Source organism: Asticcacaulis excentricus CB 48 (assembly GCF_000175215.2).
In the GTDB taxonomy this organism is placed as follows: domain Bacteria; phylum Pseudomonadota; class Alphaproteobacteria; order Caulobacterales; family Caulobacteraceae; genus Asticcacaulis; species Asticcacaulis excentricus.
On record NC_014817.1, the window covers coordinates 200972 to 224917 of the forward strand.

Sequence of the window (23946 nt, forward strand, 5' to 3'; positions counted from 1 at the left end):
GCCCGATGACTGACGACCCCCAGCTTTATTTTGCCGATGACGGTAACCCACGTTCGGCGCGTTTCGATGATATCTACTATTCCTTGCAGGACGGTCTGTCGGAGACGCGGGCGGTGTTCTTGAACGGCTGCCGCCTGCCTGACGGCTGGGCCGGACGTCGCCATTTCACGGTGGCGGAACTGGGGTTTGGCACAGGGCTTAATATCGCCGCCCTGATGCAGCTTTGGGCCAGCCACCGCCCGGCTGGTGGGCATTTGCACCTCTTTTCCGTCGAAGCCTATCTGATGCCGCGTGAAGCCGCCGCCCGCGCGCTCGCCAGCTGGCCGGAGCTGTCGCCTATTGCTGAGGCGATCATCACGCGCTGGCCCCCGCAACGGCGCGGCTTTCACCTGATGACATTCCCCGAATGGGGCGTGACCCTGACGCTGGCCCTGATGGATGTGCGTGACGCGCTTCGCCAGTGGGACGGGCAGGCTGATGCGTGGTTTCTCGATGGATTTTCCCCGGCGCAGAATCCCGACATGTGGGCCGATGATGTGCTGAGCGCGGTGGCTGCGCATAGCGCACCGGGCGCGCGTCTGGCCACCTTCACTGTGGCGGGCTTTGTACGGCGCGGGCTTCAGGCCGCCGGCTTTGAGGTGTCGAAACACCCCGGCTTTGGCCGCAAGCGCGAGCGGCTGGAGGCGGTTTTCCCCGGCGCGGTAGAAGTACCTGCAACGCCTGAGCGCATCGCCGTGATCGGCGGGGGCATTGCCGGGGCTTCCATAGTCCACGCCCTTCGCCACTATGGCTATCAAGCCACCGTTTTCGATATTGGCCCGCAGGCGTCGGGCAATCCGGCGGGACTGGTCACGCCGCGGCTGGATGCCGGGGGCGGAGCGATCAGCGCCCTGTTTGCCGATGCGCTGTATGCTGCCACGGACCTCTATGCACACCTGTGCCACGCAGCCGTGTTGGCGCGGGGCGTGCAACAAAGTTGCGGCGACGCGCGCGACGAAGCACGCTTTGCTAAGGTCGCCGCCCAGTCTGACTTTGCGCCGGATGACATGCAGGTCAATGCGGAAGGTCTCAGGATGGCTCGCGCCCTTTCGGTGCGACCGCCGGAGGTCGTCAAGGTGCTTCTGGGAGACGCTGTCGTGCTGACAGAAACCGTTGTGCGCGTGGAGACCGGCGCGCCGGTATATATCGTCACTGACCGCGCTGTCCACGAATTTGACCGGGTGTTCCTGGCCTGTGGCGACGGGATCTTCGATCTCCCGTGGGCCGAGGCGCTCGATCTGCGTCCCGTGCGCGGGCAGATCGAAACCGCCATGGCGCCGCCACCGAACACGCAGCCACAGGCCTGGGGGGGCTATTACGTGCCGATGCCCGAAGGTTTTGTGTTCGGTTCTACCCATATTCGTGGCGATCGTGGTGTTGAAGCGCGTGACGATGATCGCGCCCACAATCTCGACACGCTGCGCGCCGTCCTCCCCGAAGCGGCGGACAGGGCCGCGGGAGGCACAGAGTCGCGTGCCGCGGTGCGTGTCACCACCCGCGACCACCTGCCGGTGATGGGGGAGGTGGGGTCTGGCGTTACGGCCCTGAGCGGATTAGGGGCGCGTGGCCTGTGTCTGGGGCCGTTGCTTGGCATGGCGGCGGTGGCGCAGGCGCTGGGGGTGCCGTCGCCGCTGACTGTGGCATCCGCGCATCGGTTGCGCCCGGAAAGATTACAGGCTGTTCATAGTCATTAAATGGCCCGATTCCGCTCGCCTCATTGGAGATAATGGACCGTCGCGTGCGGTTTGGCGAAGGAGTAATGCGATGAAGACTCTGATGACTGTGGCAGCTCTCGCGGCCGCCGGGCTGACGACTCTCAGCCTGCTTCCGGCGCAAGCGCAATCTTCGGCCTCCGCTCAGCCGGACCGTGAGCGTGTGGCTACGACAGTGGCGCAAAAGGAAATGCGCAAATGTTTCCGCAGCGACGATATCGACCGCTTTAACCCTGTCGATTCGCGCACCATGATCGTCGAAACCTATGGCCGCCAGAATTACAAACTGGAACTGAGCGGCGCCTGTATGGGCATTGAGGACGCCTTTCGTATTGGTATCCGGACGCGCGCCGGGGCGCTTAATGTGTGCGGCGGCTTTGATGCGGAGGTTCTCTATTCTGAGCCGGGGTCGGGCCGTCTGGCGCGCTGCCACATCACCGACGTCAAAGCCATTACCAAGGAAGAGGCCGACCGTATCGAAGGCGTCACGCCGAAGACGGCGGAAAACAGGGACAGAGAAGGGACGTAAGAGGGTGTAGAGATGAAAGACATGATGAAACTGGCGGCCGTGATCGTTGTGGTGACCGGCGGACTGGGGGCCTTGAGCCTGGCCTCTGCCGCTCCCGAAGACGCGCCCAAACCGGAGGGCAAGGCGCGGTGCCTTGACGCCAGCCACCTGAACCGCAAAATGGTGGTCGATAAGACGACGCTCCTAATCGAGGACAGTTTCGGGCGTTCGGCCCTGCTGAAGCTCTCGGCGCCTTGTCAGAACCTCGACGATCTGGACAAGATCGGCTTTGAATTTTTAGGCGGCACGCAGATTTGCGACCGGCGCGACGTCAAGATTCTCTATTCGCGTTTTGATGAGGCACCGGTCCGCTGTCTGATCGAATCCATCACGCCGTTGACGAAGGAAGAGGCCAAAAAGTACTAAAGATACAGGATCTCACCGGGGTTGGGGGTGTCCCGCCGGTGGATCACGTCCTCGCAGACTTGTCGGATGTCTTCAAACCGGAAGGGTTTGGGCAAGATAAAGTCCACCTTGGCGCGACGGGCGGCATTGAGCGAATGACTGGCGGCCAGCGGTGCCCCCTTGCGAATGGCGGTCATGACGGCAATCGGGTGTTTGGCGCGGCGTGACGATAGTCATCAATGTGATCGAGCGAGTTTTCATCGGCTATGAAGACGTCGATTACCAAAAGGGCCCAGGTCTGCCGAGCCAGTTCCTGAAGGGCATTGGGGCGATTGGTGGCCAGACCGGGGGCAAAACCCGCGCGCTCGAACATGTGTCCGATCAGTTGCGCCTGAGTCAGGCTGTCTTCGATGATGGGAACGCTGGGGGTCATGGGTACGCTGGTTGATGTTACGCTGATACTAAAATTACAGCGTTCTGGTTAAGTAGGTTTGAATGTTCGGAAGGGTCAGCCGAATTTACCCGGCCGAAGGGATTGGCTAAGGAGAGACAGATGCGACGTCTGAATGGAAAGGCCCTGTTCGCCGTGATGGGTGTTGCCGGCGGGTTGCTGGCCATGGGCGTCCTACCCGTGAGTTCGCAGGCCGCGGACGGCAAAAAGGCCCCGCCGCGCTGCGTGAACGGGCCGGGGATCGACACGACCGTTCTCGATCAGGAGACGATACTGGCGGAAGGCGCCGGCCGGGGCGGGGTGCTGATCAAGGTCGAGGGCTGCCGGCTGACGCCCTATGATATTTTGGTGTTCGAATATCGTGGCTCGGTGCAGGTTTGTGATCCGCTGGATGTGCAGCTTTCGGTGCGCCAGAGCGGCGGGGGCGGCTTTAAGACGCCATGCTTCGTGCAGTCGGTGACACCGGTCAGCGCCGAAGAGGTCAAGACGCTGCGCAAGCAGAAGTATCAACGCACAGATCGTTAAATTGATAGGGGGGACTTATGTCTTGGAGTCTTGTTTTAAGCGCGGTTGTGGCGGCTTTGTCGCTGGCGGGCAGCGCTGTGGCGGAAATCTCGTCAGTGACCGAAACCGTCACGATCATCCCGCCACAGTCCTTTACCGGGGTCGTTGAGGTCATTGATAACGACCTGCTGATCAAATCGCTGGGCGGTACGCATCGCTTCACCGGGGCGAAGGCCTGCAAAGGGCTGGTCAATGCGCCCTTCGTACACGTCCACATGACGGAACAGAAGATCGCTCTGGGGCACGGCGGTACGGCGCAGGTGGTTTATGGCAACAGCATAGCCAGCACCCGCACATGCGAGGTGACCTATCAGGGACAGTATAGCCCGCCGTCACTGCTCAAAGTGACCCCGCTGGAGTTATAATCAAAAAAGCCCGGAGCGATCCGGGCTTTTTTTTTCATCAGTCATTGTCCATCTTGAGCGCGGCGATGAAGGCCTCCTGCGGGATTTCGACCTTGCCGAACTGTCGCATCTTCTTCTTGCCCTCTTTCTGCTTCTCCAGCAGCTTCTTCTTGCGCGTGGCGTCGCCGCCGTAACACTTGGCGGTCACGTCCTTGCGCAGGGCGCGCACGGTTTCGCGCGCGATGATGCGCCCTCCGATGGCCGCCTGGATGGGGATGACGAACAGGTGCTGCGGGATGAGGTCCTTCATCTTTTCGCACATGCCCCGGCCGCGCTGTTCGGCGCGGTCGCGGTGCACCAGCATGGACAGGGCGTCTACCGGCTCGGCATTGACGAGGATCGACATTTTCACCAGGTCGCCTTCGCGGTATTCCTCAATCGTATAGTCGAACGAGGCATAGCCCTTCGAGATCGACTTAAGACGGTCGTAGAAGTCGAACACCACCTCGTTCAGCGGCAACTCATAGACGGCCATGGCGCGCGACCCGACGTAGGAGAGGTCGGTCTGGATGCCGCGACGGTCCTGACACAGCTTGATTACTGCGCCCAGATAGTCGTCAGGCGTGAAGATGGTCGCCTTGATCCACGGTTCCTCGATATGGTCGATCTTCACCGGGTCCGGCATGTCGGCGGGATTGTGCAGGTCGATCACGTCGCCATTGTTCATATAGATCTTATAGACCACGCTCGGCGCAGTCGCGATCAGGTCGAGATTGAACTCGCGGCTCAGGCGTTCCTGAATGATTTCAAGGTGCAACAGGCCCAGGAAACCACAACGGAAACCAAAGCCCAGCGCCGCAGACGTCTCCATCTCATAGGAGAAGCTGGCGTCGTTCAGGCGAAGCTTGCCCATGGCCGAGCGCAGGTCTTCGAAATCCGCCGCATCGACGGGGAAGATGCCGCAGAAGACGACCGGCTGCACTTCCTTGAAGCCCGTCAGGGCCTGTGAGGTCGGCTTGCGCTCATCAGTGATCGTATCACCGACGGCGGCGTCCTGCACTTCCTTGATCTGCGCCGTGAAGAAGCCAACCTCGCCGGGGCCCAGCGCCTCAACATCGGTGGCCTTGGGTTGAAACACGCCCAGCTTGTCGATCTTGTACGTCGCGCCGGCGTTCATCAGCTTGATCTGCTGACCCGGCTTGAGGAAGCCGTCGAACACGCGCACCAGCACGACGACGCCCAGATAGGGGTCGTACCAGGCATCGACCAGCAGCGCTTTCAGCGGGGCCGTAGGGTCACCCTTGGGCGCGGGCAGTTTGCTGACAATCGCCTCCAGCACGTCCTCGATACCGATGCCCGACTTGGCCGAAGCCAGCACGGCCTCAGAGGCGTCAATGCCGATCACGTCTTCGATCTGGGCGCGCACGCGCTCCGGCTCGGCGGCGGGAAGATCGACCTTGTTCAGGACGGGGACGATTTCGTGATTATTGTCGATGGCCTGATAGACATTGGCGAGCGTCTGGGCCTCAACCCCCTGCGACGCATCGACCACCAGAATCGAGCCTTCGCAGGCCGCCAGCGACCGCGACACCTCATAGGCGAAATCGACGTGGCCCGGCGTGTCCATCAGGTTCAGGACGTAAGACTTGCCGTCCTTGGCCTTGTAATTCAGGCGCACGGTCTGCGCCTTGATGGTGATGCCGCGCTCGCGCTCGATCTCCATATTGTCGAGAACCTGCTCCTTCATCTCACGCGCGGTGAGGCCGCCAGTGAACTGAATCAGGCGATCGGACAGGGTGGACTTGCCATGGTCGATATGGGCGACGATGGAAAAGTTACGAATTTGGGACAGTTCGGTCATGCGGGGGCGATAGCATGAACCGCAAGACGGGGGAAGAGGGCAGGGGAACGGCCTCTCAGTCTGTTTCAGTCCTTACCAAAGCTTCCCAATCGCGCCCCCTGCGGAACAATCGCACGAATATCACCTCGGTTTGTGTGACTACGGAGGTTAAGGTGATTCGCCTTTCAAAACTGGTAACCCGCAGGCCTTTGCGAAGGTCGTGGCGCAGGCTCCCCCGTTCGGGAAGCAGATCGAAACACAGGCAATAGCTTTCCAGTCGTGTAAGATAGCTTGCGGCAATGGCGGCACCGCCCTGCGACGAAATCCAGTCGTAAATGTCAGAAATATCTTGCAGAGCTTCGGGGGTGAATATCACCGCCTTGGGCGTCACGGCAGCAATCCCTTGCGGCGTCTGATCTCAGCAAATGCCTTATCAATCGGTATTCCCCGTGAAGGATCGGCCATAATGGCGTCGTAAGCGGGGCCGACCTCACGTTCCAACCAGCGCTGGACGGCTTTGTCGCGTTCTTCTAACGCCCTTAGCCCGGCGCGCACCACTTCACTGGCCGATGCGTAAGCCCCCGCCTCGACCTGAGCATCAATATAAGCCGATTGTTCAACCGGCAGGCTGATCGTGAGTTTTTGAACAGCGGACATGATGCACCTCTGGTATGAACATATCATACCGGCTGACTATTGGAACAGCTTCAAATCCACCGCATCGCCCATCACCTTATAGCCCGCGATCGACGGGTGGATATGGTCGCCGGAATCGTAGTCGGGTTTAAGGCGCGTCGGGTCCGCCGGATCGGCCATGATCCGGTCGAAGTCAATCACCGCATCAAACGCCCCTGAGGTGCGTATCCAGCGATTGACCGCCTGACGGTCGGCCTCGTTCTGCGCGTCGGGGTGATAGAGCGAAAAACCCATAAAGGGCAGGATGGTCGCGCCGATGACTTTGATGCCGCGTTCCCGCGCCCGGCGGATCATCTGCTGATAGGCGTTGATCATGTCTTCGACGAGTTGCGCGTGAGCGGCAGCGCTAACCGGGGCGTCTTTGGTCAGGGTGCCGAGGTCGTTGACCCCTTCCAGGATGACCAGAAACTTCACCCCCGTCTGGCTCAGCACATCGCGCTCAAACCGCGCCATAGCATTGGGCCCTGAGCCGTCATTGAGGATGCGCCCGCCACCAATCCCGGCATTGAGCACCGAAAGGTGTCGCGTGCGCGCATCGGCTTGAAGCCGCCGCGCTAGCTGGTCGGTCCAGCGCGCATTCATGCCCGGCTTGACGCCATAGCCGTCGGTGATGGAGTCGCCTAAGGCCACAATCGACGCCGCGCCCTGTCCGGTCCACACATCGATGCCCGAAACATGGAACCAGCGCTCCATGGTCCTCGCACCGTCCAAAGACGCCTCCACCACACGGTTCCCCTTGGCGAAGTAGGAGACCATGCGCGCGCCGGGATGGCTGGTCTGAGGCGAGGCGGCTTCGGGCAGGTACAGCGACAGGGTCAGGTCGGTGAAGGGCTTAACGATCATGATCACGGGATCGGACACATACTCCGCTCCTGCGGGAATGGTGATGGCGGTGCGGCCACCGAAGGTCAGGCCGCGCGCAGTGGCCGGGTCGATGCGCGAGGTCATCTGATCCGCCGAAATCGCCGCATGGGCCGCGCCGATCTTCAGCGGCTTGGTGCCGAAGACATTGGACAGGCGCACCCTGAATTGCCGCCCGCCTTGCGTAAGGCGCACGATCTGACGGATGGTCACATCCGAGGCGATTTCCGGCGGCAGGGTGGTGTCGGGATTGGGGACCATCTGCGCCGAGGCCCAGGCGCCGACCCACGCGCCGAAAGACATGGCCGCCGCGGAAGCCGGCAGGCTGACAAGCCCGGCACCGGCGGCGATCCCCCCCAGCAGGGCGCGGCGGTCAATGGCGGTCATGTTTCGCTCCTGTAGCGGTTTTTGTAGATTGTATGGCCATCATCACCGGCCTGATCGGTGTGTCAATGCGCCGGGCGCTTGACCCTCACCCTGCGTGAGGGCCCAAAGCCTTTACACACCTGATAAGGAGTGACCGTGAGCGCCTATACCGTCAAACAATTTTCCGATCTGGCCCGTGTCTCGGTGCGTACCTTGCACCATTACGACGAGATCGGCCTGCTGAAACCCGCCTATGTCGGCGATAATGGCTATCGCTCTTACGAGCGACCCCAATGGCTGCGCCTGAAACAGATCCTGCTGTACCGTGAAATGGGTCTGAGTCTCGAAGACATCGCCGCGATTTCGACTTGACAGCGGCCCTGAAGGCGCACCGCGCGCGGCTGGAGGCCGAGCTGGAGCGCTTTAAGGGGCTGATCGGGGTGATCGACGCCACTCTTCAGGCGCTGGCTAGCGAGGCGCTGAGCCCGCAGACCCTCTATAGCTGGCCGTCGGCCGAGCGGCAGGCGGAACATGAGGCCTGGCTGATCGAGCGGTATGGGGCGGATATGCAGGCGCCGATTGACGCCTCGCGTCAGTATACAGGGGCTTTGGGCGAGGCGGGGCCGGCGGCGATGAAGGCGTGGGTCGTACGTCAGGGATGAGACACGAAAAAAGCGGTCTGACATTTTTCGTGTCGGGCCGCCTTTTTTCGTAGTTTTCGTAGAAAGATTTACAGCAGGCTGGCCGCTGCAATCAGGGCTGCCATAGGCAGGATACCGGCAAACAACAGGTTGCCAACCATACCGAACGTGTCGCTCAACTTGATAAGGGTCATCTGATACTCTCCTTGTGTTAACGACGGCTATATATGTTGCGAGTGCGAAAAAGGTTAGGGGTCGATATGTCGCAGTTCCATCACATCCGGTAAGCAATCGCGCCAAAACCTGTTAAGCTTCGTGATCAGACAAGCAGGAGGGCGGTATGCTGACGTTTGAACGGGTGAAAGAGATTGTTCTGGCCTATCCGGACACCGAAGAAACGACGTCCTGGGACGCTCGGTCGTTCAAGGTTAATGGCAAGGTGATCCTCTTCTGGAATCCGACCCACGATGCGCCGGTGTTCAAGGTGTCGTTTGAGGAGCGCGACTTTCTGCTGGAGGTCGATCCCGACACGTTTTTCACCACGGACCATCATCGGCCGTGGCCGCTCATACTGGCGCGCCCCGCCCGCGTCGATATGGACTGGGTGAAAGCCAATATCGACCAGGTGTGGCGCGCACAGGTGAAGAAACGCACGCTGAAAGCGTGGGATGGGGCCTCGTTGCAGGCCTGATAGCCGGAAATGTTCAGAAGGCGGAGAAAACGGCCGCGACAAAGGCCGCCAGCATAGCCCGGGCAATGACCATCGGGAATATCTTGTCCATCAGGTCGTCCGGGTTGATCTTAAAGGCGCGCATCTTGGCTCACCTCCTTTCGACACAACAGGGAGAGTTTACGCCTTTTTTGGCGGGCCACATGGACACCTTGTCGTAAAAGCGCGCATTGCCGCCCCACCGACGCCGTAATCCCGACACGACGGCATGGTCAATGCGGGTATGGCAGACGGGCAGGGCAGGGTGCGTAACCGCGCGGAACGGTGGGGCTGGGCAGTAGCGGTGGCTTTGGCCCTGCACGCGCTGGCGGGTTTACTGGTGGTGTGGCTGACGCCTGTGAGGGCCGTGCCGGAATCACCACCTGTGGAAATCGAGCTGTGGCCTATGCCGGTTATTACCCGGCCAGAACCGCAAGCCGAGGCCGCACCCGCCCCGACGCCCGCCGAACCCACGCCCCACCGTTCGTTACCCGCCCCCACACCGCCAGTGCCGCGCACGCCTGTGCCGCAGACTCAGACGCCGCCATCCCTCATTGAAAAGCCATCCACACCGCCTTCAACGACCGAAACCGGCACCGGTGTCACACCGCGCGCCTATGCCGAAGGCGGCGACGCGGGTCGGGCCGCAACGACGCGCGCTCTGAACAAGCGGCAATTCTGCATCCAGCAACGCAATGAGGGCCGACCAATGGACAAGGACTGCCCCGTCAGCGCATCCAGAGAGGTCGTGTTGCCGCTCAAACCGCCGGAAACCCGCCCGACGCAACTCTGTCTGGCGGCGCGCGAACGCGAATGGCAGAAGTACCGCGAAGGGCGCGGGGCCTATCCGGGCCTGCGCGATATGGTGTCCGGCAAGAAGAAGTGCCGTCAGGGCTGGGATGATTGAGCCTCACATGCGCGGGAGGCAGCCCTATTTCAGACATGCAATAGGGGGATAGATGAACCCTGACTGAAGCCCCCGGTAAGGATTTGGTCACCCCTTCAGGGTTAATAAAAGCCTTACGCTTATTTTCGACGGAGTCTCTTGCGTCATGGAACGCCGCCATTTTCTGATGGGAGCCGCCGCTACGGCCGCCACCCCGCTGATCGCTTCGCCGCTTCAGGCCCTGGCCCAGACCGGAGCCACGTCATCCGCCTCGGCGTCTCCGAGCCGCACGGCCGAAGGCTATCAGCGCGATGAAATCCTGCGCGCCGGCTCCGACTTCCTCGGGGTGACGGTCGAAGCACTGGGCGGAGCCATTGAAAAAATCTTCTCCGACTATGGCGACCGCCCGACGGCCTATATCGCCGGTGAGGAAGTCTCCGGGGCTATCGCCGTCGGCCTGCGCTATGGCAAGGGTCTGGTCCATATGAAGGCCTTGCCCAGCCCGCAGAAAATCTTCTGGCGCGGCCCGTCGGTTGGCTTTGATACCGGCGGCAACGCTTCGCGCGTCTTCTCGCTGGTCTATGGCCTTTATGACGTTGAGAAAATCTATCAGCGCTTCCCCGGCGTCGATGGCTCGGCCTATTTTATCGGTGGCCTCGGCGTCAATTATCAGCAGTCCGACGACACCATCGTGGCCCCGATCCGCGCCGGCGTTGGTTTCCGTCTGGGGGCCAATATCGGCTATCTGGCCTATTCCAAGACGCGCAAGTGGTTCCCGGGCTAAGCTATGGCGACGATTTAAGAGTTAACGCGGCTGCTTTCTCCTCTCCACCTGTGGGGAGGTGGATGCGGGCGTAGCGAGCAGACGGTGGGGTACACTTACCCGTCAAGATACCCCTCCTTCTCGTAAATTCGGCACCTCCCCAGAAAATGGGGAGGAGTAAGATCGCGAAGATTAAATCGCCACCACACCCTTAGCCTCATTTCCCACTGTTGCGAAAAATCCCCGTCACAAAACGGCGACACGGCTGACATGGCTGTGTCGCCGTTTGTTTAAGCGTGTGTCATCATGGCCGCGTAGCAGCCTTCCTCAGTGGCGTCGTGTGGATGCCCATTGGGGATTTGAGTATGAAAGCCTATCTGCAAGCCGGGACCGCCCTGGCCCTTCTGTTTGCTGCCGCGCCGGTTCTGGCCGCGGAAGCGCCCAAGGCGGAGGCCGTCGCGGCTCCGGCCGAAGCAATCACCGAAGTCATCGTCTATGGTCAGGGTCAGAGCCGTCAGCTTCAGACGCTGAAGGGCAGCGAACTGTCGCTCGAAGCCGCCGGCACCTCGCCGCTGAAGGCCATCGACAAGCTGCCGGGCGTGTCCTTCCAGTCGGCCGACGCCTTCGGGGCCTATGAATGGTCCACGCGCATCACGCTGCGCGGCTTCAACCAGAACCAGCTTGGCTTCACGCTGGATGGCGTGCCGCTGGGCGACATGTCCTACGGCAACCACAACGGCCTGCACATTTCGCGCGCCATCATCTCCGAAGACGTGGCCCGCGTGGACCTGATGCAGGGCGCCGGTGCGCTCTCGACCGCCTCGACCTCCAACCTCGGCGGCACGCTGCAATTCTTCTCGCGCGATCCGGCGCAAGACATGGGCGGTGAACTGGCTGGCACGGTCGGTTCGGACTCGATGCACCGCCTCTATGGCCGTTTCGAAACCGGCACGCTCGATAACCTCGGTGGCCTGCGCGCCTTTGTGTCAGTGGCCGATCAGAAGTCTGACAAGTGGAAGGGCGGCGGCGAGCAGAAGCAGCAGCAGATCAGCGCCAAGGCCGTGCTGCCGCTGGGCGAAGGCGAGCTGACCGGCTTCATCAACCACTCCGAACGCCGCGAGCAGGACTATCAGGACATGTCGTTCGAAATGATCGGACGTCTGGGCCGCGACTGGGATAACTTCCAGCCGAACTATGCCGCCGCCATCGGCGTCGCAACCACCCTCAACAATCCGGCCCTCTACGCTTCGGGGCAGCTTGACCCCAATTCGGGCTACTGGACCGGCAAGGGCGTCAACCCCTACGCCGCCTATGGCGTGGCCAACCCGGACGACGCCTACTACTACGGCGCGGGCGTGCGCGATGACGACCTGATGGCGCTCAGCTACGAAACTCCGATCAACGACATGATCAAGGTGTCGGGCACCATCTATAACCACACCAACAAGGGTCAGGGCCTGTGGGTCACCCCCTACACCATTTCGCCGAATTATGGCGTGGCCAGCGCGACCACCAATAATGCGCCGCTGTCGATCCGCACCACGGAATACGACATCGACCGCAAGGGTGCCTTCGGCGCGGTGAACTTCGACTTGGGCGCGCATCAGGTGACCGCCGGTCTGTGGATCGAAGACAATGACTTCAATCAGGCCCGCCGCTTCTATGGCGAAACCCTGAACGCCCCGTCGCGCGACTCGCTGGGCTTCCAGTCGAACCCCTTCAAGACTTCGTGGGAATACAAGTTCAACACCAAGACCACGGTCGGCTACGTGCAGGACGTGTGGATCCTCAGCGAGCGTCTGAAGCTGAATTACGGCATCAAGGCGATGAAGGTCGAAAATTCGGTCTCGACCGTCACGGGCAGCGCTCTGTCGGGCAAGATCAAGTCGGACGACAGCTTCCTGCCGCAGGCCGGTATCGTCTTCAAGGCCCTGCCGGAAGTCGAACTGTTCGGCTCCTACTCGGAAAACATGGCCGCCTACGTGTCGGCGGCGACGTCGGGCCCCTTTGGCTCGCAGTCGCAGGCCATCGTCAACTTCGTCAGCCAGAAGCTGAAGCCGGAAAGCTCGAAGACGTTTGAAGGCGGTCTGCGCCTGAACCTCAGCAACTTTCGCGGCGTCGCGGCCATCTATCACGTCGATTTCTCGGACCGTCTGCTGGCCATCCAGCAGGGCGCTTCGATCCTCGGCAACGCCTCGGTCCTGTCGAACGTCGGTTCGGTCAAGACCAACGGCGTCGAGCTGGGCGGCACCTGGCGCTTCACCGACAACCTGCGTCTGTCGTCGTCCTACAGCTATAACGACTCGAAGTACGCCGATAACTACACCAGCAATGGCGTCACCTATCAGACGAAGGATAAAACCGTCGTCAATACGCCGAAGCACATGCTGAGCGCCGACCTGAGCTACGACAACGGTATGCTGTTCGCTACGGCGGGTGCCAAGTACACGGGCGACCGGTATTACACCTACGAAAACATCGGCGGTAAGGTCGAAGGCTTCACCACCGTGGACGCTACGCTCGGCTACCGCTTCCCGGCCGATATCGACGTGCAACTGAACGTCACCAACCTGACCAACGAAAACTACATCTCGACGGTCGGTTCGGGCGGCTTTGTCAACCGCGACACCGCCGGTACGACCATGACCCTGCTGCCGGGCGCGCCGCGTCAGGCCTTCGTCACCGTGCGCAAGCGCTTCTAAATTTGGAAGACATCCGGGCCTCTGCTGCGGCCCGGATACACACTGCCGCTCCGGTGACCCCACCGGAGCGGTTTTTTATAAAGCTAAGGTGCGGCCCGTTTCGGCGCTCCGGCGACCCAGATCGAGCAGACGCATGACGCTGAGCGCCTCTTCGGCGGGGACAGGCAGGGGGCCGGTGCCGTGTATGGCCTGCGCCATGCCCTTATAAAAGGCCGGATAGCGTCCCGGTAATGTTGGCTGCGCCAGCGGGGGCAGGGGATCGGCACCTGACACCGGCGTCAGCACACCGTCGCGGTCCGTGCCCCAGCCCTCGCCGCCGACCGGCTGCCCGGCCTTTAGGCCCTCTTCCTGCGTATCGAGGCCGTATTTGACGTAGCTGCCCAACCGCCCGTGGATTTCAAAGCGCGGTCCCGGCGCGGGCGTCAGGGCGCTGGCCTGCAAGCGCACACGGCGCGCGCCGTAGAACAGGGTGGCGTGGAAATAGTCATCGACCACAGAGCCTTCGCGCTGTTGCGCCAGATCGAGCGTAATGGCGTCGGGCGTGCCAAACAGGCAGATGGCCTGATCGACCAGATGCGCCCCCAGATCGTACCACAGGCCGGACCCCGGCAGGGCCTGTTCACGCCAGCGATTGCGCAAGGCCGGACGAAAGCGGTCAAAGCGCGAGATAAACAGGCTGATCTCGCCCAGGGCCCCCGTCTCAATCAGGTGCTTCACCGTCAGAAAATCGCCGTCCCAGCGGCGGTTGTGAAAGACGGTCGCCAGCCGGTTGGCGGCTTTGGCCGCCGCAATCACGGCCTCGGCCTCTGCGGTGGTGAGGGCAAAGGGCTTGTCGATGACAACATGCTTGCCCGCTTTGAGTGCGGCGATGGCTTGTGGGGCGTGCAGATCATTGGGCGTGGCCACGACCATCAGCTCGATCACCGGATCGGCCAAGGCGGTCTCAAAATCGCAGACCGTCACACCCGGCAGATCGGCATGGACCTCAGCGGGACGCGACGACACGACGGTGGTCAGCTCAAGACCCGTTGCCGCCCGGATCAGCGGTGCATGGAAGGTCTTTCCGGCATAGCCATAGCCCACCAATGCCGTCTGTACCGGAGCGCTCATAATCTCACCAACTGTAGTTAAAACTGATGCTTATGCGGATATCTTCAGACAGGTTGATCGGCACTTCGTGGCGCAGCCAGCTTTCCCACATCAGGATCGTGCCGGGCTTGGGCGCCTCATAGACGAAGGGCTGATGTTCGCGTTTGGCCCCCTCTTTGCGCGGCGGCGAATTCATAAAGCTGGTCAGGCGCGGGTCTTCGAATTTGAGCGCGCTGGCCCCGTCGGGCACGCTGACGTAAAAGGTGCCCGAAATCAGGCTGTGCGGGTGGATATGGTTCGAATGGTGCCCCATGGGCTCCAGAATATTGATCCACATATTGTCGAGCTTCAGCGCGCCGGCGGGCAGGTCGTATTCCAGAATTTCGACAAAGCGCGCGGCGTGGGCGTCAGTATGCGCCTTGAGGTCTTCAAAGGCGCTGGCCAGCAGGGGCAGGTTGTTCAGCGACCCATAGGAGGTGTAGCCGAGATAGCCCTTTTGCTGCGACCAGTTTTGCCCGGCCTCGTCCTCATCGGCAAAGGCGCGGCAGGTGTCGTCGATCTCCTCCAGATAGACCGCGAAATCCGGCATGTCCGACAGGTCGGCGCGGTAGATTTCGGTGGTGAACAAAGGCGTGACGGTGGAGGCGTAGGGCTGGCTCATGCTGCCTTTTCGCCCAAAGGGGCGCTCGCGGCAAGCCTATTCGAAGACGCTGAGGTCGGGCGCGGCCTTTTGTCCCGGTGGCGGGCCGTAACGGTTGGGCCCTTTGGTGCCGGGGATGAGGCAGAGGAGCAGGATAAGGGCTCTGTTTAGCCAGCCCACAGCATCTGAAATTTGGCGCAGCGTCCGTGTGAGAGATTCGTATTCAGGGTTAACGCCTGCACTGTTTTCCGGAAAAACAGGCACTATCCAAGGCGACAGCACAAAAAGAAGCGAAGTGAGGAAAGGCAACAAAAAGAACAGGGCGGGCCAGGTAGGCCCATTCAAGTCTTTCAACCTGCGTACCGACAGTGCGTAGATGGGCCATATCAACACGAATGCCAACAGCCCGAAAACGCTAAGAACCGGGCTGGCTATAGAAATGCCGATATTCATTATTATCGGTAACAGGAAAGAATAGGCTGCAAACACAGCCAGCGACGACGATACCATAAATAGCGCATAGGGAAGGCGCGCGGTACGTCCTTTGGTTGACAACAGAAAACGCCACATAAAAAAATCCCCCCCGGTGGGTATGACAGGTAACCTATCACTCACCGGGGAGATTTGTCATGCGTTCAGAGTAAGGCCTATTCCAGCACAAACTCGGCATTGAGCGTCATCGCGGTCGAAACCTCACCCGCGGCTATGGCCGTATCGGATTCGGCCTTCATAGCCATGGCGCGGACCATCGGCATGGGCGGCGGCGCGGACATGGCGGCATTTTCGTTCAGCGACTTGATCCGCTTCACTGTCTTGCCCAGCGATTTGGCATAAAGCTCGGCACGCGCCATGAGCGTCTTGGTTGCTTCGATGCGCGCCTTGTCCTCGGCGGCCGACGGGTCTTTCAGACCGAAGGAGATGCCGTCGATCTGGTTGATACCGGCCTTGACCACCGCGTCAATGGCGCTACCCAGCTTCTTGACCTCTTCGACGCGCACGCTGATGCGATTGCTGGCCTGATAGCCGCGTAAGGTCGGCGTGCCGCCGTTTTGAGGGTAGTCATAGACGGCGTTGAGGCTGAGGCCGGTCGTCTGGACATGTTTATCGGCAATGCCTTGCGCCTTTACGGCGGCGAAGACGCTGTTCATCTTCTGGGCATTGAGCTTCATGGCCTCATCGGCGGTCTTGGCCTCGGTGACCACGCCAAAGGTGATGAAGGCCACGTCCGGTGTCGAGCGCACCTCGGCCGTTTCCGACAGAGTGAGCAGGGTGCCCATCTGGTGATGGGCCATGTGCTCAGCCCTGGGCGAATCAGGGGTTTGGGCCATCACCGGCGCGGCGGCAGTCATCAGGGCGAGGGCAGCGGCGGAAACCGCGAACATCCGTTGCATAGGTGTCTCTCTTCTTTCAAAATCGGTCTGGCAGCTCAGCATGGGTCTTCATGACCCTCACATTACCGTCACTGGGCGGAGAATGCCCCGCCTGTGTGTCAATAATCCATGTGCGCGTGTGAATGACGCATGAACCGAACTGATGATCTGGCGTTAGCCTTGTTGCTGCCGCGTCTACTGTTGAAAATACCGGCAGAGGGCTTTAAATCCGGGCGGGAGCGTGTTAGGCACGCAACCCCTGCCTTTGGTAAGGGCGTGTAGCTCAATGGTTAGAGCCGACCGCTCATAACGGTCTGGTTGGGGGTTCGAGTCCCTCCGCGCCTACCAATTTCCCCAAAAGATGTTGTTTTTACAATCTTTTTTGGTCTCCGCAGTGAGTTAGACACTTGGGTTAGACACTTTTTCGTCTGAGCCTCGCGTGTGCGGACTTTCTTCATAGCCTCTTTCGCCATCTTTTTCTGGTTCGCTGCTGCGGTGTAAAGTGCGGCTTCTTTGATCGACGATAGGCCTAAGACCGCCATTATTTCTTTCTCGGAGCACCCGGCCTCGGCCAGGCGTGAGCCCGCCAGTTTGCGAAGGCCATGGGATGATTTACCCTCAGACAGTCCGGCCTCCTTGGCCCATTCGCTCATGTAGTTGCCGAGCCCTTTGATGCTGTAGCCCGTACCGTAGTCTGCCTGCGGGTAAGGGGTTTTAGCGCTGGCCTTGTTGGAAGCAATCGTACGCCGGAGTTCAGGATGAATCGGGATATCGACGGTCACCCGCTTTTTGCCGGCGCGTATCTTGGCCTGAACGACCCGGATCATGCCGCCTGGTATCTCATGAGCCGCTCCCAGGACAGCGGCGTCGGAGACGCGCTGCCCCAGATACGACATCAATGCGTAAGCCAGACGCTGCTTGCCGTTTAAGGGCCAGTATGCTTCGAAGGCCGCCGCATCGGCCTCATCCCACGCCGTGAAACCCTTTTTCTCATAACTGGGACCTTCGACGAACTGCGCCGGGTTGCTTGTGAGAATTTTAGAGGTGGGAGCCGCGCAAAACTGGAAAAAGGTTTTTAGCCGCTTCAGAAACGACTTGGCCGCACCTGGCTGGTCGCTCATGTCATCGATCCAGCTCTGCACGACGATTGGCTCGACCTCGGTGACTGGCAGATCGAGACAATCCGCCAATTCGCGTTCCATCATTTGTCTGTAGTGGAGGCGGGGCCGTGGCTCCAAAGACCGAAATTTCGAAGATCCGTACCAACGGGTTAAGGCCCATTCGAGAGACCCTGTCTTGTCCCGCTTCGGAGCCTTTTTCTTTTCCGGACCAGGGGACCTCGAAGGCAGAGCTGCGACTTTGAAATACGTCTCCATAAACTCGCGGCTAAGCGGCGTGCCCGGAAGCGTTACTGACGGCACGCCGCGTTTGCGGAAGTAATACCGTAGCTTTCCGTGCCGATCTTTATATCGCTTGATGTACTTGAGGTTTTCTAAGGTCATCGCGACGTTGGAGGAATGGGTTGGATTTTTCAACTGGTGCAGCGGCAGGCGCAGTGAGAACTCGGACAATACCATCCGTGGTTATGCCTGCCGCCCCCTTTGTGGCTTCGCTCATGATGGCGCGCGATCTGCGGCTGAACATGACCGACCACTGGACCCCCACGGCGCGCAGCTATTTCAGCCGTGTGATCAAGGGGCAAATCTTAGCGGCGGTGCGTGAAGCCGTAGGTGATGACGCGGCTAGCCGCCTTCACAAGCTGAAAAAGCCGGAAATGGCCGAAGCCGCCGAGCAACTGGTGCAGGGCACGGGGTGGCTGCCCGCCTGCTTGCGGACCCCCGCACCACCGCAAGAGACGGCGCAGGAGCCGCTGGCCTTGCCGCTGTCGGAGCCAACGCCTCACCTGCCCGCTGCGGCGGAGTAGGGGAAGGCCGGGGCCGCGTCAGCGGTCCCGGTCGACCCGTATTGGGATGGGGAAGAGGTTTGAGGTTATCAGGAGGCTGCAGTCATTTTCTTAAGGTCCGGCGGTATCGACCGCTTTGGGGTGCCAAGAAAATGGCTTGTCAATTTAAATTGTCTGAGTATACACTGTATACCAAATCATTCACTCAGGCCGTGGCTTTCCGATGCACAGAAAATTTATCGAAGGCAATCATTCCGATCAATGCGGATCGGATTGTCCTTGCGCTGCCCTCACACGGCGGTCTTTTTTCGCTGGAGCCGCAGGTATATCGCTGTTTGCCGGCATCGCGTCGCTGACAACACCTAGCCATGCGGCGGACGCGCCGGTCAATCTGGCTAAAGTGGCGACCGCTTCGACCTCTTATCATTCCGGCGATACCCGGGTATCGGCGCTGAATGACGGCAACACTCCTAACAACTCCGCCGATGCCGAAGCCGGCATGTATGGCAACTGGCCAAAGACGGGCACGGAATGGGTGCAGTACGACTGGAGCGAGCCGGTTACGACCAACAGTATCGAGGTGTACTGGTGGGTGGATGGCCAAGGCGTTGGCGCGCCGAAAGCCTGTCGCATTCTCTATTGGAATGGCACAACCTTCACGCCGGTGAAAAACACACAAGGCTTGGGTACGAAGAAAGATACCCTCAATATCAGCACCTTCGATGCGGTGACGACCGATAAACTGCGTCTGGAAATCGTTTCGGACGGTAAGCTGTCAACCGGCATTCTGGAATGGAAGGTCATGAGTTCGGGGGCTGTGCCGTTGTTCGCACCGGCCGTGGCGGCCGGTATTGACCGCACGGTGGTCATGGGAGGTAAGACCTATCTGCGTGGCAAGGCCGAGTGGCTAACTTCTACGGCCGACGCCGGCATTCTTTGGCGCAAGGTGTCCGGGCCGGGAGAAGTCACCTTCGCCGATCCCAAGGCCCCGGTCACCACGGCGCAGGTTTCGGCGCTCGGCGACTATGTACTGGAACTGGAAGCCCATACCGGAGGCAAGGTCAGCCGCTCGACGCTTAAGCTCCATGCTCAAGCCGCGCCGCCGCCGCAGCGGCTCGATGTCGTCTATACCAAACGCTACATCATCGACAGCCCGCTGTGGAATACGCGCGCCAAGACCCTGATTGTTAACTGGATTCCGCACGTCATCGACTATTGCGAACGCACTGATCTGACCATCGGCAATGGGGGTATCGACAACTTCATCGAGGCGGGCAAGGCCAATCGCGGCGAGCGGCATGGTCCGCACAAAGGCTATGTATTTTCCAATGCGTGGGTGCTGGAAACGGTAGAGGCCATCTGCATTGCCCTGATGGTCGATCCGCAGGGTGATAAAGACATTATCACGGCACAGGATAAGATGCGTGAGACGCTGGAGCGGTGGATTCCGATTATCCTCGCGGCGCAGGAGCCAGACGGCTATCTTCAAACCGCCAAGACCCTGGCCCCAAAATCAGAATGGCCGGAGCGCTGGTCGCCCGAACAGCGGAGCAATCACGAGGGTTATATCGCCGGCTATTTCATCGAATCCGCCATCAATCACTACACCCTGACCAATGGCCAGGATCTGCGCCTTTATAACGCCGCCAAGAAACTGGCCGATTGCTGGGTGGCCAATATCGGGCCGGGCAAGAAGGAATGGTTCGATGGTCATCAGGAGATGGAGCAGGCTCTTGTCCGCTTCGGTCGCTTCGTCAATGACGAGGAAGGGAACGGCCGGGGTGACGCCTATATCGCGCTGGCTAAATTTTTGCTGGAATCGCGCCGCGGAGGGCAGGAGTACGACCAGAGCCATCTCCCTCCGGTGCAGCAGTATGAGGCCGTCGGCCATGCCGTGCGCGCCGTCTACTTTTATTCGGGAATGGCCGATATAGCCGCAGAGACCGGCGACCGCGACTACCAGAGCGCTGTGGCCTCGCTGTGGGACAACATGGTCAATCGCAAATACTACGTCACCGGCGGAATCGGCTCTGGCGAGACCTCTGAGGGCTTCGGACCTGACTACTCGCTTCGCAATGGCGCCTACTGTGAATCCTGCTCAAGTTGCGGGCTGATCTTCTTCCAGTACAAAATGAACCTCAGCTACCACGACGCCAGGTATGCCGATCTTTATGAGCAGACCATGTACAATGCGCTTCTGGGTTCGACGGATCTCGAAGGGCGCAGCTTCTGTTACACCAACCCCCTCGTCAATACCGAGCGCACGCTTTGGCACGTGTGCCCGTGCTGTGTCGCCAACATCCCGCGTACCCTGTTGATGATCCCGACCTGGACCTACTTGAAGGATAAGGCCGGCCTCTACGTTAATATGTTCATCGGCTCAACGATTACCGTCGAAAAGGTGGCCGGGACCGACGTCGAGATGGTGCAAAAGACCGACTATCCCTGGAATGGCGCGGTCTCGATCACCGTCAATCCCAAGGAAACCAAGACCTTTACGGTCCATGTGCGCGTGCCCAACCGCCAGACCAGCGCGCTCTATACCGCGACCCCGGAAATCAGCGGCCTGAAACGCTTCACCGTCAATGGCAAAGCCTATTCGCCGGAGATCATCAATGGCTATGCGGTCGTGACGCGTGAGTGGCGGGCGGGGGACACCATCGCCTTCGAAATCCCAATGGAACCGCAGCGAATCCACGCCGATCCGAAGATCGAAGCCGATCGGGGCAAGGTGGCCCTCGGCTACGGGCCTTTAGTCTACAACGTTGAACTCGCCGACCAGAAAAGCATAACCCAACCTCTTAGCAAGGCACCGATCAAGGCGGAATGGCGCGCAGACCTGCTAGGTGGCGTGGTGGCATTGACCGGAAAATGGGCCGATGGCTCGCCCATGCTGGCCATCCCCAACTATGCACGGATGAACCGCATCGGTGGCCAGGCCAGCGAAATGGGCGCTGGCGATATCGACTACGCGCCGGGCACAAAGTCAGAAGTAGCTGAGGTCGGACCCCGCCAACGCTTTACTGGTCTGCAATCTCAAGTCTGGATAAACGATCAGGGTTGAAGTTCAGATACTTGCCGTGGTGGTTTAGGTAGGTCCGCGGAGGAGCGAGCTATTGGTGGTCTAACATTGTGCTACCCAGAGAAAGGTTCCCTCTCAAAGGGCGAACCTCTGTGGTGTATATCCATTCCCTCGAAATGGGTCGGTGTGTGTTGAGCCAGACGCGGGGTCACATCTCTGCGTTCGTGAGATTTACGCGAAGATCGGCGTCACCGGGCAATGCCTCTTCTTCAGCACTGGGAGGCGCCTGCCGGGGTCTAAGTACAATCTCCATATCAAGGGCACGCGCTATTTCGATGAGCGTGGACAGTTGCAGATCGACGTCACAGCTTTCCAGTCTGTAAATTTAACTCTGGGGGATGCCTACAAGGTTTCCCAACTCCGATTGAGACATCCCCTTCGCCTTACGTAGAGCCTGTATCTGGCGAACAAGACTATCAGACGCGTTGTGCTGTGTGGCGAACATTTCTTTCGCACTGATAGAGCCTATCAAACGGCTGCGATGAGGCGTGAGGGTTCGATTAACCTGACGCCTGGTGGGCAGACGAAGCGCTAGGTATCAATAAATGTAAATCCTCACTAGGGTCGCCACTTCACTTCACTTCTTTTGGTGATCTCCTGCGGAATCTCGTCGAGATTTCCGCCTTTTTGAGGCGATTGTAGACTGCTGGCATCCACGAATCCGCTGTAGGCCCCGTGCGTTAGGGTTGGCCCTCCGCGCAGCTCGACGTCGCCATATAGCTTTACTGTCCCCCTGATCACCGCCCCCGGCTCAAACTGCCCGATGCCCATAAAACTGGTTTTGACGAGGGCCTTGTCCGTGACTTTAACGCCATTCGAGATAAGGCTAAGCGCGCCGACGATGGCTTCACCGGATACCTCGCCCCCATTCACAACAGCATGATCTTCGATGCGCGCATGATCCAGCACCTTACCGCTCAATACACGGGCCTGAGGCCCCACATAGGCACTCGCTGCGACCTGCGCGCCATCGGCGACCCAACCACCACCATTAGGGTGCCGGTGCCCTTTTAAGGTAGGTGCTTGAGCGCCCGGCTGAAATCCCTCCGGCATGGCCCCTTCGAAGCTCGCCATCCAAGGATAACGGTAAATGGAGTGCCAAGGCTGATCCCACTGAATTTTCTGATAGACGTCGGGGGCCCCCATCACGACCAGATATAAAGCCTTATCTGTCGCCTTGACGGGGAAGATCATGTCACCATCTGCCCCGTCAACTACAGGGCTTATGCGCGATTGGCCATCCTGGCTGATCGCCACTACCCCCCAACGCCAGTTGGACCCCGGTTCAGCCAGTGTCGAAGGTTCATTTTCGAGACCAGGAAGGGTGTTTGCCGGCTTCGTCTGAACGATGCCCCGAAAAGTAACCGTTACCGTCGTTGCGCCGTTATCCGGAAACAACCTGACAATGTTATAGCCCCAGCGTTGGGGTGCCCATTCGAAGGGTACCGCAAATTGCCGCTTTTGGGTGTCGATGGCATCAAGCTGGGTGACTCGCAGGAAGCGTTGACCGTCGCGCTGTTCATAGGAACCGTAGGCCTTACGATAGATTTGGCCTTGATCACTGCCGTCTGGATTGATGTAGTCCCAGTTGACATTATGCAGCGCCCAGTTGCCAAACACATCATTGAGTTGGCTAAGGCTCCAGCCCTGAGTGCGCATCAGTACAACGAAAGGGTCCTCCTGCTCGTAGCCTGCCTGACCCGGTTTCAGCGCGTCAGACCAGAGGCGATTGACCGCCTCATAACCGAACTCATTCTTCAGGTACTCAAGAAACTGCCAGCTACAGTAGCGATCGCGGGTCGAGCCATAATAGAGGTGAGGGAAGTTAACCAGCATCTCTGAGCAATGGACGTTATCCCGGAAAACAGGAAGTTGATGCGTCATCCAATTGGCGTGGTTTTCCCACAACCAGCCCGAATAGACAGAGTCCCGGAAGCCACGCGACGAACCCTGTAGCCCGTGGGCAAATTCGTGTGCGAGACCCCAATTATCTTTGAGCGACAGAGGGTGGATCCACATGCCCATATCACGCTCCCCTGTTGGTCCGCCGGAAAGCGCAAAGCTCGGGTCGAGATTGATATTGGCCTTGTGCTTTTTGTCGGTATCACAGTACGGGACGGCAAACTTGGTCCCGTCCATGTAGAACTTCCAGATGTATTCGAGCGTCTCCCCGGCGAACACGGCATCTGTTTTATTGACTGAGCCCTCTTTCCATCTAAAGGCGTAGTGCTCGGTCTCATACTGCACGGGCGCTTCTTCAGGCGTGCCTGATACAATCGCGAAGCTGCCGGGAATGCAGGCTGCCTTGGCTTGGGCGCCGGGGAAAAGGGCAGAGGCGGCCAACAAAGCGGTCGCGGAGATCAAAGCGCGCATGG

The 23946-nt window shown here is 59.9% G+C and carries 24 protein-coding genes, 1 tRNA gene and 1 pseudogene; 14 read left to right on the top strand and 12 right to left on the bottom strand.

Features of this window, described 5'->3' with window-relative positions; genetic code table 11:
* Positions 1-5 precede the first annotated feature (5 nt).
* From mnmC2 to ASTEX_RS12675, 3 genes are all read left to right on the top strand, one after another.
* Positions 6-1733 (top strand): tRNA (5-methylaminomethyl-2-thiouridine)(34)-methyltransferase MnmC2, encoded by a 1728-nt coding sequence (gene mnmC2 / locus ASTEX_RS12665; protein ID WP_013480032.1) that lies wholly within the window; start codon positions 6-8, stop codon positions 1731-1733.
* A 70-nt stretch (positions 1734-1803) separates the two neighbouring features.
* The gene (locus ASTEX_RS19415; protein ID WP_013480033.1) at positions 1804-2280 is read left to right on the top strand and encodes a DUF6491 family protein; all 477 of its coding nucleotides are present in this window, start codon (positions 1804-1806) and stop codon (positions 2278-2280) included.
* A gap of 21 nt (positions 2281-2301) precedes the next feature.
* Positions 2302-2685, top strand: a complete 384-nt coding sequence (locus ASTEX_RS12675) for a DUF6491 family protein (protein WP_168148151.1) — start codon at positions 2302-2304, stop codon at positions 2683-2685.
* On the opposite strand, the gene ASTEX_RS12680 is transcribed toward ASTEX_RS12675, so the two are convergent.
* Complete coding sequence (locus tag ASTEX_RS12680; RefSeq protein ID WP_041659360.1) at positions 2682-2861, bottom strand: hypothetical protein; 180 nt, start codon at positions 2859-2861, stop codon at positions 2682-2684. The two genes, ASTEX_RS12675 and ASTEX_RS12680, sit on opposite strands and share 4 nt — an antisense overlap.
* On the bottom strand, positions 2858-3097 hold the full coding sequence (locus ASTEX_RS12685; protein WP_041659361.1) for a response regulator: 240 nt from the start codon (positions 3095-3097) through the stop codon (positions 2858-2860). The genes ASTEX_RS12680 and ASTEX_RS12685 overlap by 4 nt, the downstream gene beginning before the upstream one ends.
* Before the next feature lie 120 nt (positions 3098-3217).
* Between ASTEX_RS12685 and ASTEX_RS12690 the strand changes: the two genes are divergently transcribed.
* Together ASTEX_RS12690 and ASTEX_RS12695 are read left to right on the top strand one after the other, a co-directional pair.
* Positions 3218-3640, top strand: a complete 423-nt coding sequence (locus ASTEX_RS12690; protein ID WP_013480035.1) for a hypothetical protein — start codon at positions 3218-3220, stop codon at positions 3638-3640.
* 17 nt (positions 3641-3657) lie between these two features.
* The gene (locus tag ASTEX_RS12695) at positions 3658-4044 is read left to right on the top strand and encodes a hypothetical protein (protein WP_013480036.1); all 387 of its coding nucleotides are present in this window, start codon (positions 3658-3660) and stop codon (positions 4042-4044) included.
* A 37-nt stretch (positions 4045-4081) separates the two neighbouring features.
* Here the strand turns inward: ASTEX_RS12695 and lepA are convergent, their stop codons facing one another.
* From lepA to ASTEX_RS12715, 4 genes are read right to left on the bottom strand one after another with little or no spacing between them, the layout of a single operon-like run.
* Positions 4082-5884, bottom strand: coding sequence for a translation elongation factor 4 (lepA, locus tag ASTEX_RS12700; protein WP_013480037.1), 1803 nt, complete (start codon positions 5882-5884; stop codon positions 4082-4084).
* A gap of 55 nt (positions 5885-5939) precedes the next feature.
* Positions 5940-6254: a type II toxin-antitoxin system RelE/ParE family toxin gene (locus ASTEX_RS12705; RefSeq protein WP_013480038.1), complete on the bottom strand. Its 315-nt coding sequence runs from the start codon at positions 6252-6254 to the stop codon at positions 5940-5942.
* Positions 6251-6520: a type II toxin-antitoxin system ParD family antitoxin gene (locus ASTEX_RS20970; protein WP_013480039.1), complete on the bottom strand. Its 270-nt coding sequence runs from the start codon at positions 6518-6520 to the stop codon at positions 6251-6253. The genes ASTEX_RS12705 and ASTEX_RS20970 overlap by 4 nt, the downstream gene beginning before the upstream one ends.
* A gap of 36 nt (positions 6521-6556) precedes the next feature.
* On the bottom strand, positions 6557-7807 hold the full coding sequence (locus tag ASTEX_RS12715; RefSeq protein ID WP_013480040.1) for an SGNH/GDSL hydrolase family protein: 1251 nt from the start codon (positions 7805-7807) through the stop codon (positions 6557-6559).
* Positions 7808-7942: 135 nt separating this feature from the next.
* On the opposite strand from ASTEX_RS12715, the gene ASTEX_RS20345 reads away from it, so the two are divergent.
* The 6 genes from ASTEX_RS20345 (at position 7943) to ASTEX_RS12740 (ending at position 13487) form a co-directional block, all read left to right on the top strand.
* Positions 7943-8158: a MerR family transcriptional regulator gene (locus ASTEX_RS20345; protein ID WP_049781724.1), complete on the top strand. Its 216-nt coding sequence runs from the start codon at positions 7943-7945 to the stop codon at positions 8156-8158.
* Complete coding sequence (locus tag ASTEX_RS20350; protein WP_049781725.1) at positions 8155-8448, top strand: hypothetical protein; 294 nt, start codon at positions 8155-8157, stop codon at positions 8446-8448. Before ASTEX_RS20345 ends, ASTEX_RS20350 begins: the two co-directional genes overlap by 4 nt.
* A gap of 319 nt (positions 8449-8767) precedes the next feature.
* Positions 8768-9118 (top strand): MmcQ/YjbR family DNA-binding protein, encoded by a 351-nt coding sequence (locus tag ASTEX_RS12725; RefSeq protein ID WP_013480042.1) that lies wholly within the window; start codon positions 8768-8770, stop codon positions 9116-9118.
* 283 nt (positions 9119-9401) lie between these two features.
* A complete protein-coding gene (locus ASTEX_RS12730; RefSeq protein WP_144004736.1) occupies positions 9402-10043 on the top strand; it encodes a hypothetical protein in 642 nt (213 codons plus the stop codon).
* A gap of 145 nt (positions 10044-10188) precedes the next feature.
* The gene (locus ASTEX_RS12735) at positions 10189-10806 is read left to right on the top strand and encodes a DUF1134 domain-containing protein (protein ID WP_013480045.1); all 618 of its coding nucleotides are present in this window, start codon (positions 10189-10191) and stop codon (positions 10804-10806) included.
* A 344-nt stretch (positions 10807-11150) separates the two neighbouring features.
* The gene (locus ASTEX_RS12740) at positions 11151-13487 is read left to right on the top strand and encodes a TonB-dependent receptor (protein WP_013480046.1); all 2337 of its coding nucleotides are present in this window, start codon (positions 11151-11153) and stop codon (positions 13485-13487) included.
* Positions 13488-13562: 75 nt separating this feature from the next.
* Here ASTEX_RS12740 and ASTEX_RS12745 read toward each other — a convergent pair whose 3' ends face one another.
* The 4 genes from ASTEX_RS12745 to ASTEX_RS12760 all read right to left on the bottom strand — a co-directional run bounded on the left by ASTEX_RS12745 (position 13563) and on the right by ASTEX_RS12760 (position 16607).
* Positions 13563-14597 (bottom strand): oxidoreductase, encoded by a 1035-nt coding sequence (locus ASTEX_RS12745; protein WP_013480047.1) that lies wholly within the window; start codon positions 14595-14597, stop codon positions 13563-13565.
* Between the two features lie 4 nt (positions 14598-14601).
* Positions 14602-15237: a TIGR02466 family protein gene (locus tag ASTEX_RS12750; RefSeq protein WP_013480048.1), complete on the bottom strand. Its 636-nt coding sequence runs from the start codon at positions 15235-15237 to the stop codon at positions 14602-14604.
* A 36-nt stretch (positions 15238-15273) separates the two neighbouring features.
* Entirely contained in the window at positions 15274-15786 is a 513-nt protein-coding gene (locus ASTEX_RS12755; RefSeq protein WP_013480049.1) for a DUF805 domain-containing protein, read from the bottom strand.
* Positions 15787-15863: 77 nt separating this feature from the next.
* Positions 15864-16607 (bottom strand): SIMPL domain-containing protein, encoded by a 744-nt coding sequence (locus ASTEX_RS12760; RefSeq protein ID WP_013480050.1) that lies wholly within the window; start codon positions 16605-16607, stop codon positions 15864-15866.
* 251 nt (positions 16608-16858) lie between these two features.
* Between ASTEX_RS12760 and ASTEX_RS12765 the strand changes: the two genes are divergently transcribed.
* Positions 16859-16934, top strand: a tRNA-Ile gene (locus tag ASTEX_RS12765).
* A gap of 191 nt (positions 16935-17125) precedes the next feature.
* On the opposite strand, the pseudogene ASTEX_RS21135 reads toward ASTEX_RS12765, so the two are convergent.
* Positions 17126-18163, bottom strand: a pseudogene (locus ASTEX_RS21135) (site-specific integrase); the annotation flags it as partial.
* Between the two features lie 2 nt (positions 18164-18165).
* On the opposite strand from ASTEX_RS21135, the gene ASTEX_RS12770 reads away from it, so the two are divergent.
* Entirely contained in the window at positions 18166-18510 is a 345-nt protein-coding gene (locus ASTEX_RS12770; protein WP_144004737.1) for a hypothetical protein, read from the top strand.
* A gap of 202 nt (positions 18511-18712) precedes the next feature.
* A complete protein-coding gene (locus ASTEX_RS12775; RefSeq protein WP_013480051.1) occupies positions 18713-21553 on the top strand; it encodes a beta-L-arabinofuranosidase domain-containing protein in 2841 nt (946 codons plus the stop codon).
* Positions 21554-22129: 576 nt separating this feature from the next.
* On the opposite strand, the gene ASTEX_RS12780 is transcribed toward ASTEX_RS12775, so the two are convergent.
* Positions 22130-23944: an Svx/AvrXca family virulence/avirulence protein gene (locus tag ASTEX_RS12780; protein ID WP_013480052.1), complete on the bottom strand. Its 1815-nt coding sequence runs from the start codon at positions 23942-23944 to the stop codon at positions 22130-22132.
* Positions 23945-23946: the final 2 nt, after the last annotated feature.

Excerpts from the sequence above, each read along its gene's own strand:
- ASTEX_RS12760 (WP_013480050.1), bottom strand. The coding sequence starts at position 16,607 with ATGCAACGGATGTTCGCGGTTTCCGCCGCTGCCCTCGCCCTGATGACT.
- ASTEX_RS12775 (WP_013480051.1), top strand. The coding sequence starts at position 18,713 with ATGCACAGAAAATTTATCGAAGGCAATCATTCCGATCAATGCGGATCG.
- ASTEX_RS12675 (WP_168148151.1), top strand. The coding sequence starts at position 2,302 with ATGATGAAACTGGCGGCCGTGATCGTTGTGGTGACCGGCGGACTGGGG.
- ASTEX_RS12740 (WP_013480046.1), top strand. The coding sequence starts at position 11,151 with ATGAAAGCCTATCTGCAAGCCGGGACCGCCCTGGCCCTTCTGTTTGCT.
- ASTEX_RS12725 (WP_013480042.1), top strand. The coding sequence starts at position 8,768 with ATGCTGACGTTTGAACGGGTGAAAGAGATTGTTCTGGCCTATCCGGAC.
- ASTEX_RS12685 (WP_041659361.1), bottom strand. The coding sequence starts at position 3,097 with ATGACCCCCAGCGTTCCCATCATCGAAGACAGCCTGACTCAGGCGCAA.
- ASTEX_RS12780 (WP_013480052.1), bottom strand. The coding sequence starts at position 23,944 with ATGCGCGCTTTGATCTCCGCGACCGCTTTGTTGGCCGCCTCTGCCCTT.
- ASTEX_RS12695 (WP_013480036.1), top strand. The coding sequence starts at position 3,658 with ATGTCTTGGAGTCTTGTTTTAAGCGCGGTTGTGGCGGCTTTGTCGCTG.
- ASTEX_RS12750 (WP_013480048.1), bottom strand. The coding sequence starts at position 15,237 with ATGAGCCAGCCCTACGCCTCCACCGTCACGCCTTTGTTCACCACCGAA.
- ASTEX_RS12735 (WP_013480045.1), top strand. The coding sequence starts at position 10,189 with ATGGAACGCCGCCATTTTCTGATGGGAGCCGCCGCTACGGCCGCCACC.
- ASTEX_RS12745 (WP_013480047.1), bottom strand. The coding sequence starts at position 14,597 with ATGAGCGCTCCGGTACAGACGGCATTGGTGGGCTATGGCTATGCCGGA.
- ASTEX_RS20970 (WP_013480039.1), bottom strand. The coding sequence starts at position 6,520 with ATGTCCGCTGTTCAAAAACTCACGATCAGCCTGCCGGTTGAACAATCG.
- lepA (WP_013480037.1), bottom strand. The coding sequence starts at position 5,884 with ATGACCGAACTGTCCCAAATTCGTAACTTTTCCATCGTCGCCCATATC.
- ASTEX_RS12715 (WP_013480040.1), bottom strand. The coding sequence starts at position 7,807 with ATGACCGCCATTGACCGCCGCGCCCTGCTGGGGGGGATCGCCGCCGGT.
- ASTEX_RS12755 (WP_013480049.1), bottom strand. The coding sequence starts at position 15,786 with ATGTGGCGTTTTCTGTTGTCAACCAAAGGACGTACCGCGCGCCTTCCC.
- ASTEX_RS12690 (WP_013480035.1), top strand. The coding sequence starts at position 3,218 with ATGCGACGTCTGAATGGAAAGGCCCTGTTCGCCGTGATGGGTGTTGCC.
- ASTEX_RS12680 (WP_041659360.1), bottom strand. The coding sequence starts at position 2,861 with ATGACCGCCATTCGCAAGGGGGCACCGCTGGCCGCCAGTCATTCGCTC.
- mnmC2 (WP_013480032.1), top strand. The coding sequence starts at position 6 with ATGACTGACGACCCCCAGCTTTATTTTGCCGATGACGGTAACCCACGT.
- ASTEX_RS19415 (WP_013480033.1), top strand. The coding sequence starts at position 1,804 with ATGAAGACTCTGATGACTGTGGCAGCTCTCGCGGCCGCCGGGCTGACG.